Below are 13,736 nucleotides of genomic sequence, written 5' to 3' on the forward strand. Positions count from 1 at the left end.
GTCACATCCCTGCTGATCTCGGTCGCTTCCAACGCGGCCGGCCTTTAGCCGGCTTGCGCGCCCTTGCGTTGATCCTCGATCGTGAACCTCGCTAGGCCTTTTGCGGCGCCCCGCGGATCGCCTTGGTCGGCGACGGCGCGGAGATCGACGCTGAGAACATCTGGAGTCGCTTCGATCAGGGTGTAGCCGGATCGCTCGATATCGGCGAAGCGGACGCCGGGGTTGCGGGCTCGAACCTGTCCGTAGCGGGAGGATGGCGCGTGACTGGCGGCCAGACAGGTGGTCACCAGTTCGGTCGCCGCTACCCCCTCCCCCGCGCCTGTCCGCAGATCGTTGACCATGAAGGCGTGGATGTCACCGCTGAGGACGACGGCGTTGCGCACCGACGGCTGGGTCAGCCCCGCAAGGAGGCGATCCCGCGCCGCGGCGTAGCCGTCCCACTGGTCCGACATGACGCCCTCGGGCGTGTCGATCGGCGCGACCACCGTCTGCTGGGCCAGCAAGGTCCAGCGGCCACGCTCGGCCTTCAAGGTCTCGTCCAGCCAGGCCTCCTGCGCCGCGCCCAACATCGTGCGTCGCGGATCCGCCATCGTCGGGCAGTCGCGGCGCGGACGATTGCCGCTTTGGCCCGGCGGGTTGCAGGCCTGGGCCGAGCGGTGCTGGCGCCCGTCCAGCACCGGCAGGCTCACCAAGTCGCCCCAGGCAAGCCGGCGGTAGAGGCGCGGGCCGCCCGGCCTGGCCCAAAGGCTGGGGCGGACCGGCAAGTGCTCGAAATAGGCTTGGTAGGCGGCGGCGCGGCGGCGCGCGAAGACCGCCGGATCCAGTCCTTTCAGATTGGCCAGGTCGGCATAGTCGTTCTCGACCTCATGGTCGTCCCAGGTGACCACCCAGGGTGCCTGGCGATGAGCCTCTCGCAAGTCGGGGTCGGACTTATAGATGGCGTGCCGGCGCCGATAACCCTCCAGGTCGACCGGTTCTGGCCCATCGAATTGGCGAACCTTTGGAAACTGGGCGTAGCTGTTCTCATAGATGTAATCGCCCAGCTGAACGACCAGGTCGGGTTGAGCGGCGACCATGTCGCGGTAGGCGCGAAACCACCCCAGCTCGAAGTGCTGGCAGCTGCTGACCGCGATCCGCGCCCCTGTCGCGTGTTCAGGCGCGGTGGCGGTGCGACCGACCGGGCTGACCGCGCCCAGCGCGTGGAAGCGATACCAGTAGGTCCGTCCGGGGCGCAGGCCCTCGATCTCGACATGCACGGCGTGGCCAAGAGCCGGGCTCGCCGCGCGCCGGCCGCGCCGCGCGATCCGACGGAAGCCCTCGTCCTCCGCGACCTCATAGGCCACGGGAACGGCCGGGGCGTCCAGCAACGCGCCGCCGGCGCTGAGACGGGTCCAAAGCACAAAACCGTCGGTCGAGGGATCGCCGCTGGCCACGCCCAAGGCGAAGGGTTGGGCGGGCGCGGCGCGGCGGATCTCCAGCCCCTGCGCCGCGGTCGCGCGGGCCAGGAAAAGGCCGGTCGAGGCGGCCATCACGGCGCGGCGCGAAAGCAGGGTCATCAGGGGCCGCTCCAGGAAGCGAAACGGAGGCGACCCGGTGAGAGACCGGGTCGCCTCCGCGGGGTCAGAAGTCGAACCGCGCGCCGACGCCGTAGGTGGCGGGCGCGCCAACGAGACGGGCGGCCCCGTTCAGCTCGGGGAAGTAGACCTCGTCGGTGATGTTGCGCCCGTAGGCGTAGAGGGTCCAGTTCTTCGGTGTCGCCAAGTCCAGGCGGGCGTTGACCAGGGTATAGGCCTTGGCTGTGTTCCCCGCCGTGGCGTTCAGACGATTGGACTCTTCGCCGTGATGGGTGACGCCCAGGCGGCTGCGCAGCGTCCAGCCGTCCTTCAGGGTGACGCTGTGGTTCAGGCTCGCCGTCGCCGAGACGTCCGGCGCGCCCGGCAACGGATCGCCGACCGTCTGCAGCACCTCGGCCACGCGGTTGGAGCTGAACGACAGCACCTCGGTGTCCAGCCAGGCGGAACTGACGTCGAAGGCCAGGCTCTGGCGCGGGGTGCGTAGAAGCTGAGCGCTCAGCGCGACCTCGATCCCCTTGCTGCTGGCCTTGCCGACATTGGCCCGGCCGTTCGTATCGTTGGCCAGGCGCGTGGTGGCCTGCAGCTCGCTGAAGCGGTAGTCGAAGGCGTCCAGCGACAGGCGCAGACGCGGCGCGCTCCAGCGCAGGCCGGCCTCGTAGGCGCGCACCGTCTCGGAGGCGAACGGCTTGGTTTCGGCGACGGTGAAGATCGAGGTGCCGTCAAAGCCGCCGCCGCGATAGCCGGTGCCGCCCGACACGAAGACGTTCAGGTTGGAGGTGACGTCGTACTTGACTGTCAGGCGGCCCGAGACGTTGTCGTCCTTGAACTTCTCGTCCCACGAAAACGGGTTCGTCGTGGCGAAGGTGGTCGTGAAGGTGCTGATGCCCCACGGATTGCGGTCGACGTTACGGCCGACATAGTGGGCGTTGTCACGGGTGTAGCGCAGGCCGGCCGACACCTGCAGGCGCTCGACCAGGCGGTAATCGACCTGGCCAAACAGAGCCAAGCTCTTGCGATCCTGATGGTGCAGGTTGTCGTACTGGGTCAGCGCCGAATAGCTGGTCCAGGCGGTGTTGAACTCGACGTCGTCGGCGACGTAGAAGGCCCCGGCGATCCAGTCGAGCTTGCCGCCGGTGTCGTCGGCGAGACGCAGCTCCAGCGACGACTGGCTCAGCTTTTCGTCGGCGTCGAAATATGAGGCCGGATAGGGCGAGCCGTCGCCGTTGCCTTGCACCGAGCGCTTGCTGCCCTGCCAGCCGCCGACGGCGGTGAAATTCAGGTTCTCCCGGACCTTGTGGCTGAGCGTGGCCGAACCGCCATAGATGTCGATGCGTTGCGTCGGATAGCCCGCCGAATAGAACTCGTAGGGATCGCTATTCTCGCCGGCGTTGGCGATGGTGGCGTCCTGGGCGCGCGCGATCCGATCGTACTGGCGGGTGTCGCCCCGGTCGCGGCTGCCGAACAGTTTGAGAACCAGATCGCTTTCCGGCGCCAGCTTGACGTCGAAGGTCGCGCGACCGGCCACGAGGTCCTTGTCGCCGAAGCCTTCCCGGCGGCCTGGATCGACAAGGGCCGGAACCTGGGTCTGTACGACGCCCTTCACCGATGGACGATAGCCGGCCAGCAGACCAGCGCCCGCGCCCGTCATGAAGCCGCCGCCGTTCTGGGCGAGGACGGCCAGGCGCACGCCAAGCGTGTCGCTGACCGGACCGCCGATCGAGGCCTCGGCTTCGGTGTAGCCGTAGCTGCCGCGTTCCAGCCGGGCCGAACCTTCGGTCACCGGGCCGGGTCCCCGCGTGATGGCGTTGATGACCCCGGCGGTCGTGTTGCGACCGTAAAGCGTACCCTGCGGTCCTTTAAGGACCTCGACCCGGTCCAGATCGAACAGCGGCATGCCCAGATAGGCGTTCGAGGTCTGGTAGACGCCGTCGACATGCAGGGCGACCGAGGGGTTGCCGTTGGGCTTGTAGTCGTCGGCCCCGCCGATGCCGCGGATGCTGATCAGGCCATAGTTCGTGCCCCCGAAAGCGTAGTTGACCGACACGCCCGCGATCTGGTCGACGAGGTCGACAACATTGGTGACGCCGCGCCGCTGAGCCTCGCCGCCGTCGAGCACGGTCACCGCGATCGGGACATCCTCGATCCGCGCCGAGCGCTTTTGCGCGGTGACGACGACTTCTTCGAGTTCGGCGACGACCGGATTTTCCTCCGCCGAGATCAGGAAGGTGCGGGGCCCGGTAGCCGTCGCCTTCAGGCCCGTCCCGGCCAGGAGGTCACGTAGCGCCTCGGCCGGCGGACGGGTCCCGACCACCGCATTGGCCCGCTTTCCCTTGACCAGGTTCGAGGCGTAAAGCACCTGCACGTCGGCCTGGCGAGCGAAAGCCGGCAGGGCCATTTCCAGGGGCTGGGCCTGCAACGAGAAGGCCGCGGGCGGCGCGCCGCCCTCCTGGGCCAGAGCCGGCGCGGCGGCGCCCAGAACGGCGATGGCGCAGCAGGCCATCAGGCCGCGCCGAAGGTTGGCGGCGTGGAAAACTCGGTTCGTCATCGTGCTGTCCTAGGCAATCCGGCCCCCGTCGACCGATCACCCCCAGGAACTTCGACGTGGCCGAAAGCCTCACTCTGTCTTGAAAATTTCATCGACCGCGAACATTCGGGCCGTCAGTCGCCGATTTCCCAGGTCGTCTCGTCCAGCTGGCGCATGCGCACCCCAAAGCCCGCCACCAGCGCCTGAGCGAACTCGCGCGTCCCGTCGTAGCGGAACGAGCCGGAGATCCGGATGGCGTCCAGCCGCGTGTCGGCGGCCAGGGCCAGGCGGTCGCTGGAATAGCGGTTGAAGGCGGCGACGACCTGCGGCAATGGCGCGTCGTTGAACACCAGCCGGCCGTCGCGCCAGGCGGTCAGCTGGTCCAGATCGGCCGGCGCCACGCGTCGCGCGCGCGCCGCGCCAGAGGCCATCTGCCCCGTCGTCAACCGCAGCCGCTGGCCGCCGCGGGCCGCCACCTCGAGGAGGCCGTCCTCAAGCAGGATCTGCGCCGTCTGACCTTGCTTGGTCACCTGGAAGCGGCCGCCGCTGCCCTCGGCGCGCTGGTCGCCGACGACGACCTCGAACGGCCGTCCGGGAACCGAGCGCGCGTCGAAATAGGCCTGCCCCTCGACCAGCCGCACGCGGCGGCGAGCCTTGTCGTATTGGACGCGGACGGTCGACAGCGGCGCCAGGGTCACGCTCGAGCCATCGGGCAAGGGCGCGGTCAGGCGCTCGCCAGCCTTGGTGCGGATCGTCGCCCCGGCCGCCCCGGCGATCAGCAGCGCCGCGCCCCCCGCTCCCGCCGCCGCGAGCCCGCCGCCGAGGCCAAGGATCGTCCGCCGCCGGCTAACGCCGGAGGCCTCGCGCAGGGCGGCCGCGCGCATCGCCATCAGGCTGTCGGCGCCCTTGGCCGCGCCCAGGGTCGACCAGGCGTCGGCCGTCTCCTGGTAGGCGTCGGCGTTGCCAGGCGCCTCCAGCCATTCGAGGAACGCCTTGCGATCCTCGCCGGTCAGCTGCCCGCGGTCGGTCTTGGCGAACCAGCGGGCGGCTTCATCCTCGCGGGACAGACCGCGCGCCATCAGCCCTGCTCCCGCAGCGCGTCTCGCAGCACGGCCATCGCCCGCACCAGATGCTTTTCGACAGCGCTGACCGAGATGTTCAGCCGGGCGGCGATCTGGGCGTGGCTCATGTCCTCGAAGCGGCGAAGGATGACGATGGCGCGCGCGCGCGGCGACAGTGCCTTGAGGGCGACGTGGATACGCTGAAGGCTTTGCCGCCCCCCGACGACATCCTCCGCGCCGGGAAGATCATCGGCGAGATTGATTCGGTCCAGATCCACCGCGCTGAGCATCGGACGCGTCCGCTCCCGTTTGACCTTGTCGCGAAGAAGGTTGGCCGCCGCCTCGAACACGTAGCCGTCGACGCTCTCTAGGCTCATTAGGCCGGGGCGGCGCAGCAGGCGCAGGAACAGGTCCTGGACCAGTTCCTCGCTGTCCGGCTGGGAGCCCGTGCGGCGCGTGAAATAGCGCATCAGCGGGATCCGCAGCCGTCGGGTCAGGGCTTCGAAACGCTCGGCGCCCGTGGCGCCGTCCGGCTCGCGCGCCGCCGCGGGATCAAAAGCAGGCAGGGACATGAGAGGGCCGCATGCCAGCGGCCGACGACAATCGTGTGAACCCCAGAGCCCCGCCCCCCGCTTTCAGCGGTGGTCGCGACCGTGACGCGCTGCTCTCACCGCATCCTTGCCCGCCTGCGTGTCGGCCGGACCCAGCGCGCCGTCTGGCTGGACCTGTACAACATGCTGGGCGCGCTGATCGTGGCCTGGATCCTATTGGTCGGCGCCACGGGCCTGATCAATACCTGGGGCGCCTCGATTATCCAGTTCTGGCAGATGAGCGAGCTTTCGACCTTTGCCGCGCAGGGCACGCCGCCGACGGGCAGGACCGCCCCGATCGATAGAATCGTCGACGCCGCCCGCGCCCGCTACCCCGCGTTCCAGCCCTATTTCGTGGCCTATCCTGGCTCGATCATGGCCGGCGAGCGGTTCCATGCCGTCTATTTGCGTGGCCCGGACGGGTTGAAGGAGCACATCTTCCAGCCGGTGCTGGTCGACAGCGTCACCGGCCAAGTTATCGCCGCGCCGACGCCACCCTGGCCGGCTTGGTCCTGACGCTGTTCAGCGCCGGCGGCTGGGATCTCATCGCTTACGCCCTGCTCTCCCCGGCTTTGATCCTGGCGGCCTCGTCCTGGCTCGGGCCGTCGGAGCCCTGAAGGCCTGAGCCCATCATCAAGAACTCGATATTGTTGCGAGTCATTCTCAACACGGCTATCTAGACCGCTATCGACGCGGTAGCGGACGACAGAGGAGCAGCCCATGGCCAGCCGGCAGACCCGATCGATGTCCTCCAGCCTGGCCGCCGTCGTGACGATGGCGATCGGCGTGGGCCTGCTGGGACTGGCGGTGCTGCGATGGCGCCAGAACGGTCCGGGCGCGCTGGTCTGGTTGGCGGCCCTGCTCGTCATGTTGGCGATCCGCACGCCCCACACGCTGCGCAACCGACGCAACGTCGTGGTGGATGCGCGCAAGGACGTCGCCGAGGCCGCGCTGCTGGCGGCCATGTTCCTAACCATGATGGTGCTGCCGCTCCTGCAACTGGCGACCGGCGTCTTGGGCTTCGCCGACTATCGGCTGCCTTCGGGCGCGATCGTCGCCGGCGCGCTACTCCAGGTTCCATGCCTCTGGCTGTTCTGGCGCTCGCACGCCGACCTCGGTCGCAATTGGAGTCCGGGGCTGGAGGTCCGCGAGGACCACAGCTTGATCACGCGTGGCGTCTATGCGCGCGTCCGCCATCCGATGTACGCGGCGATCTGGATCTCGGTCCTAGCCCAGCCCTTGCTGATCCAGAATTGGATCGCCGGCTTCCTCGTCGCGCCGGCCTTTGCAGCCATGTGGTTCATCAGGGTTCCCAAGGAGGAAGCCGTGATGCGCCTCCAGTTCGGCCAGGCCTGGGAAGCCTATTGCGTCCGCGCCGGACGTCTGCTGCCACGGTGGACGGCATGATCGATTTGCTGACCACGGCCACGCGGTGTTGGCGCCTGGCCCGCGACCAGCACGCGCCAACCCAGCAGCGCCTTCACGCGGTCCTTGCGACGCGGCGCGAGGAGATGCTGGCGCCCGTGTTCGACAGCATCATTCGCCTGCTGGAAGCGGTCTTGGGACGCCCGATCGCGGTCGGCGATTTGGCGCCCTCGGAGGACGAGCGTTTGCTGGCGGGACTGCTAGACGGCTCCCGCACCTACGACGCCAACATCCACTGCTCCGCGGGCCTGGCTGCCGCGCTGGACGGAGCGGTTAAGTCGATGCGGATCATGATGGCCATGAGCCCGTCCCCCTCGGCCGCGGCGTCGGCATGACGCCCGCCCCCTTCAAGGAGACCGCCGCGTGACGCCCCTAGAAAAGCTCTGCCTGGAACGCGGCGTCCGCATGACCGAACAACGGCGGGTCATCGTGCGGGTGCTTTCGGCGGCCGATGACCATCCCGACGTGGAAGAGCTTTACCGCCGAGCCCACGCCATAGACCGGCATATCTCGATCGCCACCGTGTACCGGACGATGCGCCTCTTCGAGGAGATCGGCGTGATCGAGCGGCGCGACTTCCGCGACGGGCGCGCCCGCTACGAGGAGGCGACCGACCAGCATCACGACCACCTGATCGACATGAAGACCGGCAAGATCGTCGAGTTCGTGGACGCGGAAATCGAGGCGCGGCAACAGGCCATAGCCCATAGGCTGGGATACAGGCTGGTCGACCACCGACTCGAGCTCTACGGCGTCCCTTCCGGTACTGCAGACTAGATGGCGTTGGGACCTCGGTCGACGCGCCGAGGACCTTGCCCGCCCGACGTCCCGTGCTCTCCGCGGACCCGGACCGTCCTGGCCAAATTGTCAGCGCCCGGCGTCGCGTCGCAAGGCGACGATTCCAGACAGAAGAAAGGCGACAATTCCGAGAAGCGGCGGCTTTGGTGATCGAGCCTAGCCAGGGGCTTTTCAACCCGCACCTTGGCCGACCGGTAGGCCGCCCTCGGCGCGTCGTCGGCTTGGACGAAATCCGGCGCGTCCACGGCTCTCCTCTTAGGTCGCCCTTAAGTAATGCGACTCATTTGCATTTGCAAATATGAGCCGTTAGAAGCCCCGCCACTCAACAAGCTCAAAGGGGTTAGAAGTGATGATCGGGATCAAAAGCCGCGTGATGCTGATGGCGGGCGCCAGCAGCGCGCTGTTGGTCGGCGCCGACCTAGCCCGCGCCGACGAAAGCAAGACGGACGTCAACCAGGTCGAACAGGTGGTCGTCACCGCCGCCGCCACCCAGCAGAAACTGACGGACGCGCCAGCCAGCATTTCGGTGGTCACCGAGGAGGACCTGCACCTTCGTCCGATCCGGGACCTGACCGACATCCTCGACCGGGTCGAGGGCGTGACCATCAACCGCTCAGGCAATCAGCGCACGATCCAATTGCGAGGCCTTGGCAGCGCCTACACGCTCTTCCTGATCGACGGCAAGCGCGTCAACTCCACCAGCGCCATGTTCCGCGGCAACGACTTCGACGCCGGCTGGGTGCCGGTCGAGGCGATCTCACGGGTCGAGGTGGTGCGGGGTCCAATGTCGTCGCTCTATGGCTCTGACGCCATCGGCGGCGTCGTCAACATCATCACCAAACCGGTCGGCAAGCATTGGACGGGCTCGGCCAGCCTCGACTACGTGCTGCAGGAGGACGGCGACGCTGGGGACGCCTACAAGGCTGGCTTCTTCGCCAGCGGCCCCCTGAAGGATGACGTCCTGGGCCTGAAAATCTACGGCGGTTACAACCGCCGCCTCAGCGACGCCAATACCGTCAACCCACCCACGGCGGCCGCCGGCACGCCGCTGTCCGGCATTCGTGACAAGCACGAGGGGTATGTCGATGGCACCCTCGCCTGGACGCCCGACGCGGCCAACACCGTGCTGGCTAACCTCGGCTGGAACCGCCTGACCCACGACAGCTTCCCGATGGAGCGTCGCGACTGGTCGCTCACCCACAAGGGCAAGTATGGCTTCGGGACGACTCAGCTGCGCGCCTATGGCGACCGCATCGAGAACGAGGTTGGCAACGTCACCGGTCAGAAGAACCCGAACAAGGCGACCAACGCCGCTGTCGACGGCCGCGTCACTCTGCCTTGGGACGCCGCGCGCCAGACCGTCACCCTGGGTGCGGAGTGGCGACGCCAGGAGCTGAAGGATCCCGCCAACCTGCGGGGCCTGCCGGGCACGCCAACCTACAACCAGAACCCGGTGACCCAAGTTGATCAGAAGGCCATCTTCATCGAAGACGAGGTTCGTTTCACCGATGACCTGCGCCTGACGGTCGGGGACCGCTATGACGATCACGAAAACTTCGGCGGTCACCACAGCCCGCGCGCCTATCTCGTCTTCCACGCCACGCCGAACATCACGTTCAAGGGCGGCGCGGCCAAGGCGTTCCGCGCGCCGACCCTGCTGCAGAACAGCCCCAACTGGGGTTCGGTCTCCTGCGGCAGCGCCACGACAGGCTGCTACATCATCGGCTCGACCGAACTGAAGCCCGAAACAGCCACCAGCCGCGAACTGGGCGTGCGCGCCGAGTTCGACCGGCTCAGCGGCGGGATCACCGTTTTCCGCAACGACTTGAAGAACATGATCGACATCACCAGCCGCACGCGCGACGTGACGCTGGCGCCGACCTATTCCAACTTCGTGGGCTTCCTGCCCGATGGTCGGCCGATCTTCCGCTATCAGAATATCGCCAAGGTCCGCTCGCAAGGCGTCGAGACGAACGCCCGTTTCCAAGTCAGCGACAAGATCGATGTGACCGCCAACTACACCTACCTCGACAGCAAGAACCGCAGCAATCCGGTCGAATTGGCGATGATCTATCAGCCCAAGCACTCGGCCAACGCCACGGTCAACATGCGCCCGACCGACGCCTGGTCGCTGTTCGCCACCTGGAACTATGTCGGCGAGCAGTTCCTGGCCGTCTATACGAACGCGGCCTACAACGTGAAGCGTCAGGGCTATGGCACGGTCGATATCGGCGCGGCCTACGCTTTGAATCCCGAGACCACGGTGCGGTTCGGCGTGCTGAACACCGCGGACAAGGCGATCAAGCGCCAGACATCGGACGAGTATAACGAGGAGGGACGGCGCTTCTTCGCCGCCGTGACGCGACGGTTCTGATGACCTCGCGCTCCCGGCCGATCCTTGCTGGCCTGGCGACGGGCGCCCTGACGACGGGCGCCCTAGCCGCGCCGCTGGAAAGCCAACGGCTTGAGGCCCTGCGCCAGACGCTGTCGGCGCCCGGAGCTGCGTCGGAGTTCTGGGCTGGCGTGAAGGTCAGCGGTGCGCCTCTGATCGAGTCCAGGCCTGACGGCTCGGCGCTGGTCACCTTCCTCTGGCGCGGCGAGTCCAATCGCGAGGTCGAGCTCGGTTGGCCGGTATGGACAGCGGACCGCCGCGAGAACCATCTCCAACGGCTGGCCGGCAGCGACGTCTGGTTCAAGACCGTGCGCCTGCCCGCCGGAACGCGACTGTCCTATCAGCTCGCGGCGGATCCCAAGCGCGGCGCCCCGGGCGACCGCGCCGCCTACCGCGCGGGACTGGTCGCGGCGCTGGCGCCCGATCCGCTAAATCCGCGTCGCTGGGAGAGATCCTCGGTGGTCGAGCTGCCCGGTGCGCCTCCCCAGCCCTGGGTCGCGCCGCGCGCTGTCGCCAAGGGCCGGCTGGCGACCAGCGTGTTCGAGAGCAAGGCCCTGGGCAACCGGCGCGAGGTGACACTCTATTCGCCGCCAGGCACGGCCAAAGCCACGCCGCTGATCATCGTCTTCGACGCCGATCGCTACCTGTCCTCGATCCCGACGCCGACCATCCTGGACAACCTGATCGCCGCCGGCGCCATCCCGCCGGTTACGGCGGTGTTCGTGGCCAATCCGACGCGAGAGTCGAGAGGGGGCGAACTCGCCTGCAACCCCGCCTTCGCCGACATGTTGGCCTACGAACTGCTGCCCTGGATCCGCGCGAGGGCGTCGGTCTCCGATGATCCGAACAAGACCGTGCTGGCCGGTTCCAGTTTCGGGGGACTGATCAGCGCCTGCGCGGCCCTGCGCCATCCCGAACGGTTCGGCGCGGCGCTCAGCCAATCCGGCTCCTTCTGGTGGGAGCCCGAAAACGGCAAGACCCCGCCAGACGCCGCCGGTTGGGTGGCCCGACAGGTCCAGGCGCAAGACCGCAAGCCCATCCGCTTCTATCTCGACGCTGGACTGCTGGAGGCGAACGGCGGATCGGAGAGCATCCTTTCGACCACTCGCAAACTGGCCGACGTCCTGCGGGCCAAGGGCTACGAAGTCCGGCAGGTGGAATTCGCCGGTGGTCACGACGACCTGGCCTGGCGTGGGACGCTTTCCGACGGATTGATCCATCTGCTTGGAGACGCGCGATGATCTCCCGACGTCATGCGCTGGCCATGCTGACCAGCCTGCCCGCCGCGCCGGCGCTCGCTCAGCCCGGAACAGGCCCTGCCGGCCCCGGCCTGTTCGAGACGGGCGCCACGACACACAGCGTAACGCGCCACGCCTTCCTCTCGGCCGACGGCCAGCGCCGCTATCGGGTCGATATGGCCATGCCCAAGCAAAGGCCCCCCGGGCGGGGCTGGCCATCCCTCTATCTCCTGGACGGCAACGCCGCCTTCACGATCCTGACGCCCGCGGATCTGGCGAGCGTTCCCAATCTGGCGCTCGTCGCCATCGGCTACGAGACCGAGCAACGGTTCGACAATCTGGCGCGGACCTTCGACTATACGCCATCCTGGTCCGGCCCACCCGAAACGCCGGGCCGTCCAGAGGGGGGATCGGCCGCGTTCCGCGAGCTGCTGCTGGGCGATATCCGGCCGCGCCTCGAACGTCTCGGTCGCCTGAATCCCAAAAAAGCGACGATCTGGGGGCATTCCTACGGCGCGCTCTTCGTAATGGACACCTTGCGGACGGACCCGGACGCCTTCCGAACCTATGTCCCGGTCAGCCCCTCGCTGTGGTGGCGCGACGGCGCGATCGCCGCCGCGCCGTTCCGCTCGCCGCGCCATTCTGTCCGCGTCGCCTTGATGGTTGGCGACCGCGAAGCGCGCCGGACCGGCGGCGGCGCGCCGCCCTCGCTGGATGACTTCGCCGCCTCTATCGCCCGCGTCCGCGCCCTCGGCGAAAGCTTGGCGGCCACGCCCCGACTGATCGTCGACGTCACCGTATTGCCCGGCCAGTCCCATGGCGGCGCCCTGACAACGTCCCTTCCCCTGGCCCTGCGCATAGCCGCCGAGGATCGCCCATGAAATCCGTCTCTTTCATCGCAAGCCTCACGCTCGCCGCCGTCCTAGCCCTCCCGGCCGCGGCCCACACACCCTATCTGCAACCCACCACCTTCGAACCCGATGGCGACCATGTGACGGTGATGACGGCCCTGACCAACGGCCGGTTCTTCGTCCCGGAGTTCCCGATCAAGGGCGACGACTTCCTGGTCACTGACGGCGCGGGCAAGACGATCGCGGGCAAGGGCTTGACCCTGCGCGACTTGGGGGTCTTCGAGGCTGCCCTATGGGGCCCTGGGACCTACCGCATCTCGACCGGCGAGCGGAATGTTCGCACGCTGAGCCTGGGTCAGGTCGGCGACACGTGGCGGCCGGTGAAGGACGCCAAGGACGGCCCGGTTCAGCCGCCGTTCGTCGATCGCGCCACCCTGCCCGCCGACGCGCGGATCGTGCCCGTCGCCACCATCGTTCGATCCGAAACCTACGTCACCAAGGGCGCGCCCTCCGCGACGATCCCGCCCGCCGTCGGCAAAGGCCTTGAGGTCGCGCCCAGGACCGCGCCCACCAGCGTGTTCGTCAACAAGGGCTTCGACTTCGACCTGCTGTTCGACGGTAAGACGATGCCGGACATGGCCTTCACGGTGTTCCGGGCCAACGACGCCTACGCCGGCAAGACCTTCGTCCTCAACGGCAAGACCGACGCCAAAGGCCGGGGTAACGTCACCTTCGATGGCCCCGGAATCTACGTCTTGGAGGCGCAGCACTCTTGGCTCTTGGGCGATCCCGCAGACGCCAGGACGCACCTCTACAGCCTGACACTGGAGGTGACGCCCTAGCGAGACCACCGCCAGCGACGTTGATCTCACATTTCAAGCATCAGCGCGCGTGGCTTGCCCCGGAGAAACACCGAAGGCCCCGCGGTAGAGTCGAGCGAATTGACTCAGATTGACGTAGCCGACCTGCAGCGCCGCCTCGGTGACACTAGCCCCTTGTTCGATCAGGAGAGTTCGGGCCGCCTGCAGACGCTGGTCTTGCAGGTAGCCGATCACCCCAACGCCAAGAAGTTGGCGGAAAGGCGCCAGGAGCCGACGTTGGCCTACCTCCAGAAATGCGACCTTCACTTGGGAAGCGTCACGCTAGCAGAGCTCGCTTGCGAGATCGCGACTTGCGGCCCCGCGCGATCTAGCGCCTTGGGTTTATCCACGCCTTCGCCAGAAGACCCGACTGCCCGCGTCAGGATGGGCCGCGGCGCCTCTCAGCCGTGGAGTTCCCAAAGC

At 67.7% G+C, this 13,736-nt stretch carries 13 protein-coding genes; 8 read left to right on the plus strand and 5 right to left on the minus strand.

Features of this window, described 5'->3' with window-relative positions:
• Nucleotides 1-44: 44 nt before the first annotated feature.
• The 4 genes from J2728_RS00715 to J2728_RS00730 form a co-directional block, all read right to left on the minus strand.
• Nucleotides 45-1,556: an alkaline phosphatase D family protein gene (locus J2728_RS00715; RefSeq protein WP_309995157.1), complete on the minus strand. Its 1,512-nt coding sequence runs from the start codon at nt 1,554-1,556 to the stop codon at nt 45-47.
• A gap of 64 nt (nt 1,557-1,620) precedes the next feature.
• A complete protein-coding gene (locus J2728_RS00720) occupies nt 1,621-4,119 on the minus strand; it encodes a TonB-dependent receptor (RefSeq protein ID WP_309995159.1) in 2,499 nt (832 codons plus the stop codon).
• A gap of 113 nt (nt 4,120-4,232) precedes the next feature.
• Nucleotides 4,233-5,177, minus strand: coding sequence for a FecR family protein (locus J2728_RS00725; protein ID WP_309995161.1), 945 nt, complete (start codon nt 5,175-5,177; stop codon nt 4,233-4,235).
• Nucleotides 5,177-5,731, minus strand: coding sequence for an RNA polymerase sigma factor (locus J2728_RS00730; protein WP_309995162.1), 555 nt, complete (start codon nt 5,729-5,731; stop codon nt 5,177-5,179). The genes J2728_RS00725 and J2728_RS00730 overlap by 1 nt, the downstream gene beginning before the upstream one ends.
• 81 nt (nt 5,732-5,812) lie before the next feature.
• On the opposite strand from J2728_RS00730, the gene J2728_RS00735 reads away from it, so the two are divergent.
• The 8 genes from J2728_RS00735 to J2728_RS00770 all read left to right on the plus strand — a co-directional run bounded on the left by J2728_RS00735 (nt 5,813) and on the right by J2728_RS00770 (nt 13,295).
• A complete protein-coding gene (locus J2728_RS00735) occupies nt 5,813-6,265 on the plus strand; it encodes a hypothetical protein (RefSeq protein ID WP_309995164.1) in 453 nt (150 codons plus the stop codon).
• A 204-nt stretch (nt 6,266-6,469) separates the two neighbouring features.
• Nucleotides 6,470-7,156: a protein-S-isoprenylcysteine O-methyltransferase gene (locus J2728_RS00740; RefSeq protein WP_309995165.1), complete on the plus strand. Its 687-nt coding sequence runs from the start codon at nt 6,470-6,472 to the stop codon at nt 7,154-7,156.
• Nucleotides 7,153-7,509, plus strand: coding sequence for a hypothetical protein (locus tag J2728_RS00745; protein ID WP_309995166.1), 357 nt, complete (start codon nt 7,153-7,155; stop codon nt 7,507-7,509). Before J2728_RS00740 ends, J2728_RS00745 begins: the two co-directional genes overlap by 4 nt.
• Nucleotides 7,510-7,537: 28 nt before the next feature.
• Nucleotides 7,538-7,951 carry a Fur family transcriptional regulator gene (locus tag J2728_RS00750; protein WP_309995168.1) on the plus strand — a complete coding sequence of 138 codons (414 nt, stop codon included), beginning with the start codon at nt 7,538-7,540 and terminating at the stop codon, nt 7,949-7,951.
• Between the two features lie 370 nt (nt 7,952-8,321).
• On the plus strand, nt 8,322-10,346 hold the full coding sequence (locus J2728_RS00755) for a TonB-dependent receptor domain-containing protein (RefSeq protein ID WP_309995170.1): 2,025 nt from the start codon (nt 8,322-8,324) through the stop codon (nt 10,344-10,346).
• Nucleotides 10,346-11,605 (plus strand): enterochelin esterase, encoded by a 1,260-nt coding sequence (gene fes / locus J2728_RS00760; protein ID WP_309995172.1) that lies wholly within the window; start codon nt 10,346-10,348, stop codon nt 11,603-11,605. Before J2728_RS00755 ends, fes begins: the two co-directional genes overlap by 1 nt.
• Nucleotides 11,602-12,483, plus strand: coding sequence for an alpha/beta hydrolase (locus J2728_RS00765; protein ID WP_309995174.1), 882 nt, complete (start codon nt 11,602-11,604; stop codon nt 12,481-12,483). Before fes ends, J2728_RS00765 begins: the two co-directional genes overlap by 4 nt.
• Entirely contained in the window at nt 12,480-13,295 is an 816-nt protein-coding gene (locus J2728_RS00770) for a DUF4198 domain-containing protein (protein WP_309995177.1), read from the plus strand. Before J2728_RS00765 ends, J2728_RS00770 begins: the two co-directional genes overlap by 4 nt.
• Nucleotides 13,296-13,328: 33 nt before the next feature.
• Here J2728_RS00770 and J2728_RS00775 read toward each other — a convergent pair whose 3' ends face one another.
• Complete coding sequence (locus tag J2728_RS00775; RefSeq protein ID WP_309995179.1) at nt 13,329-13,580, minus strand: helix-turn-helix transcriptional regulator; 252 nt, start codon at nt 13,578-13,580, stop codon at nt 13,329-13,331.
• Between the last annotated feature and the right edge of the window lie 156 nt (nt 13,581-13,736).

Source organism: Caulobacter segnis, assembly GCF_031454995.1.
GTDB classification, from domain to species: Bacteria; Pseudomonadota; Alphaproteobacteria; order Caulobacterales; family Caulobacteraceae; genus Caulobacter; species Caulobacter segnis_E.

Bases quoted from the DNA above. Each gene is read 5' to 3' on its own strand.
- J2728_RS00715 (WP_309995157.1), bottom strand. From the start codon at position 1,556: ATGACCCTGCTTTCGCGCCGCGCCGTGATGGCCGCCTCGACCGGCCTT.
- J2728_RS00720 (WP_309995159.1), bottom strand. From the start codon at position 4,119: ATGACGAACCGAGTTTTCCACGCCGCCAACCTTCGGCGCGGCCTGATG.
- J2728_RS00725 (WP_309995161.1), bottom strand. From the start codon at position 5,177: ATGGCGCGCGGTCTGTCCCGCGAGGATGAAGCCGCCCGCTGGTTCGCC.
- J2728_RS00730 (WP_309995162.1), bottom strand. From the start codon at position 5,731: ATGTCCCTGCCTGCTTTTGATCCCGCGGCGGCGCGCGAGCCGGACGGC.
- J2728_RS00740 (WP_309995165.1), top strand. From the start codon at position 6,470: ATGGCCAGCCGGCAGACCCGATCGATGTCCTCCAGCCTGGCCGCCGTC.
- J2728_RS00745 (WP_309995166.1), top strand. From the start codon at position 7,153: ATGATCGATTTGCTGACCACGGCCACGCGGTGTTGGCGCCTGGCCCGC.
- J2728_RS00755 (WP_309995170.1), top strand. From the start codon at position 8,322: ATGATCGGGATCAAAAGCCGCGTGATGCTGATGGCGGGCGCCAGCAGC.
- fes (WP_309995172.1), top strand. From the start codon at position 10,346: ATGACCTCGCGCTCCCGGCCGATCCTTGCTGGCCTGGCGACGGGCGCC.
- J2728_RS00765 (WP_309995174.1), top strand. From the start codon at position 11,602: ATGATCTCCCGACGTCATGCGCTGGCCATGCTGACCAGCCTGCCCGCC.
- J2728_RS00770 (WP_309995177.1), top strand. From the start codon at position 12,480: ATGAAATCCGTCTCTTTCATCGCAAGCCTCACGCTCGCCGCCGTCCTA.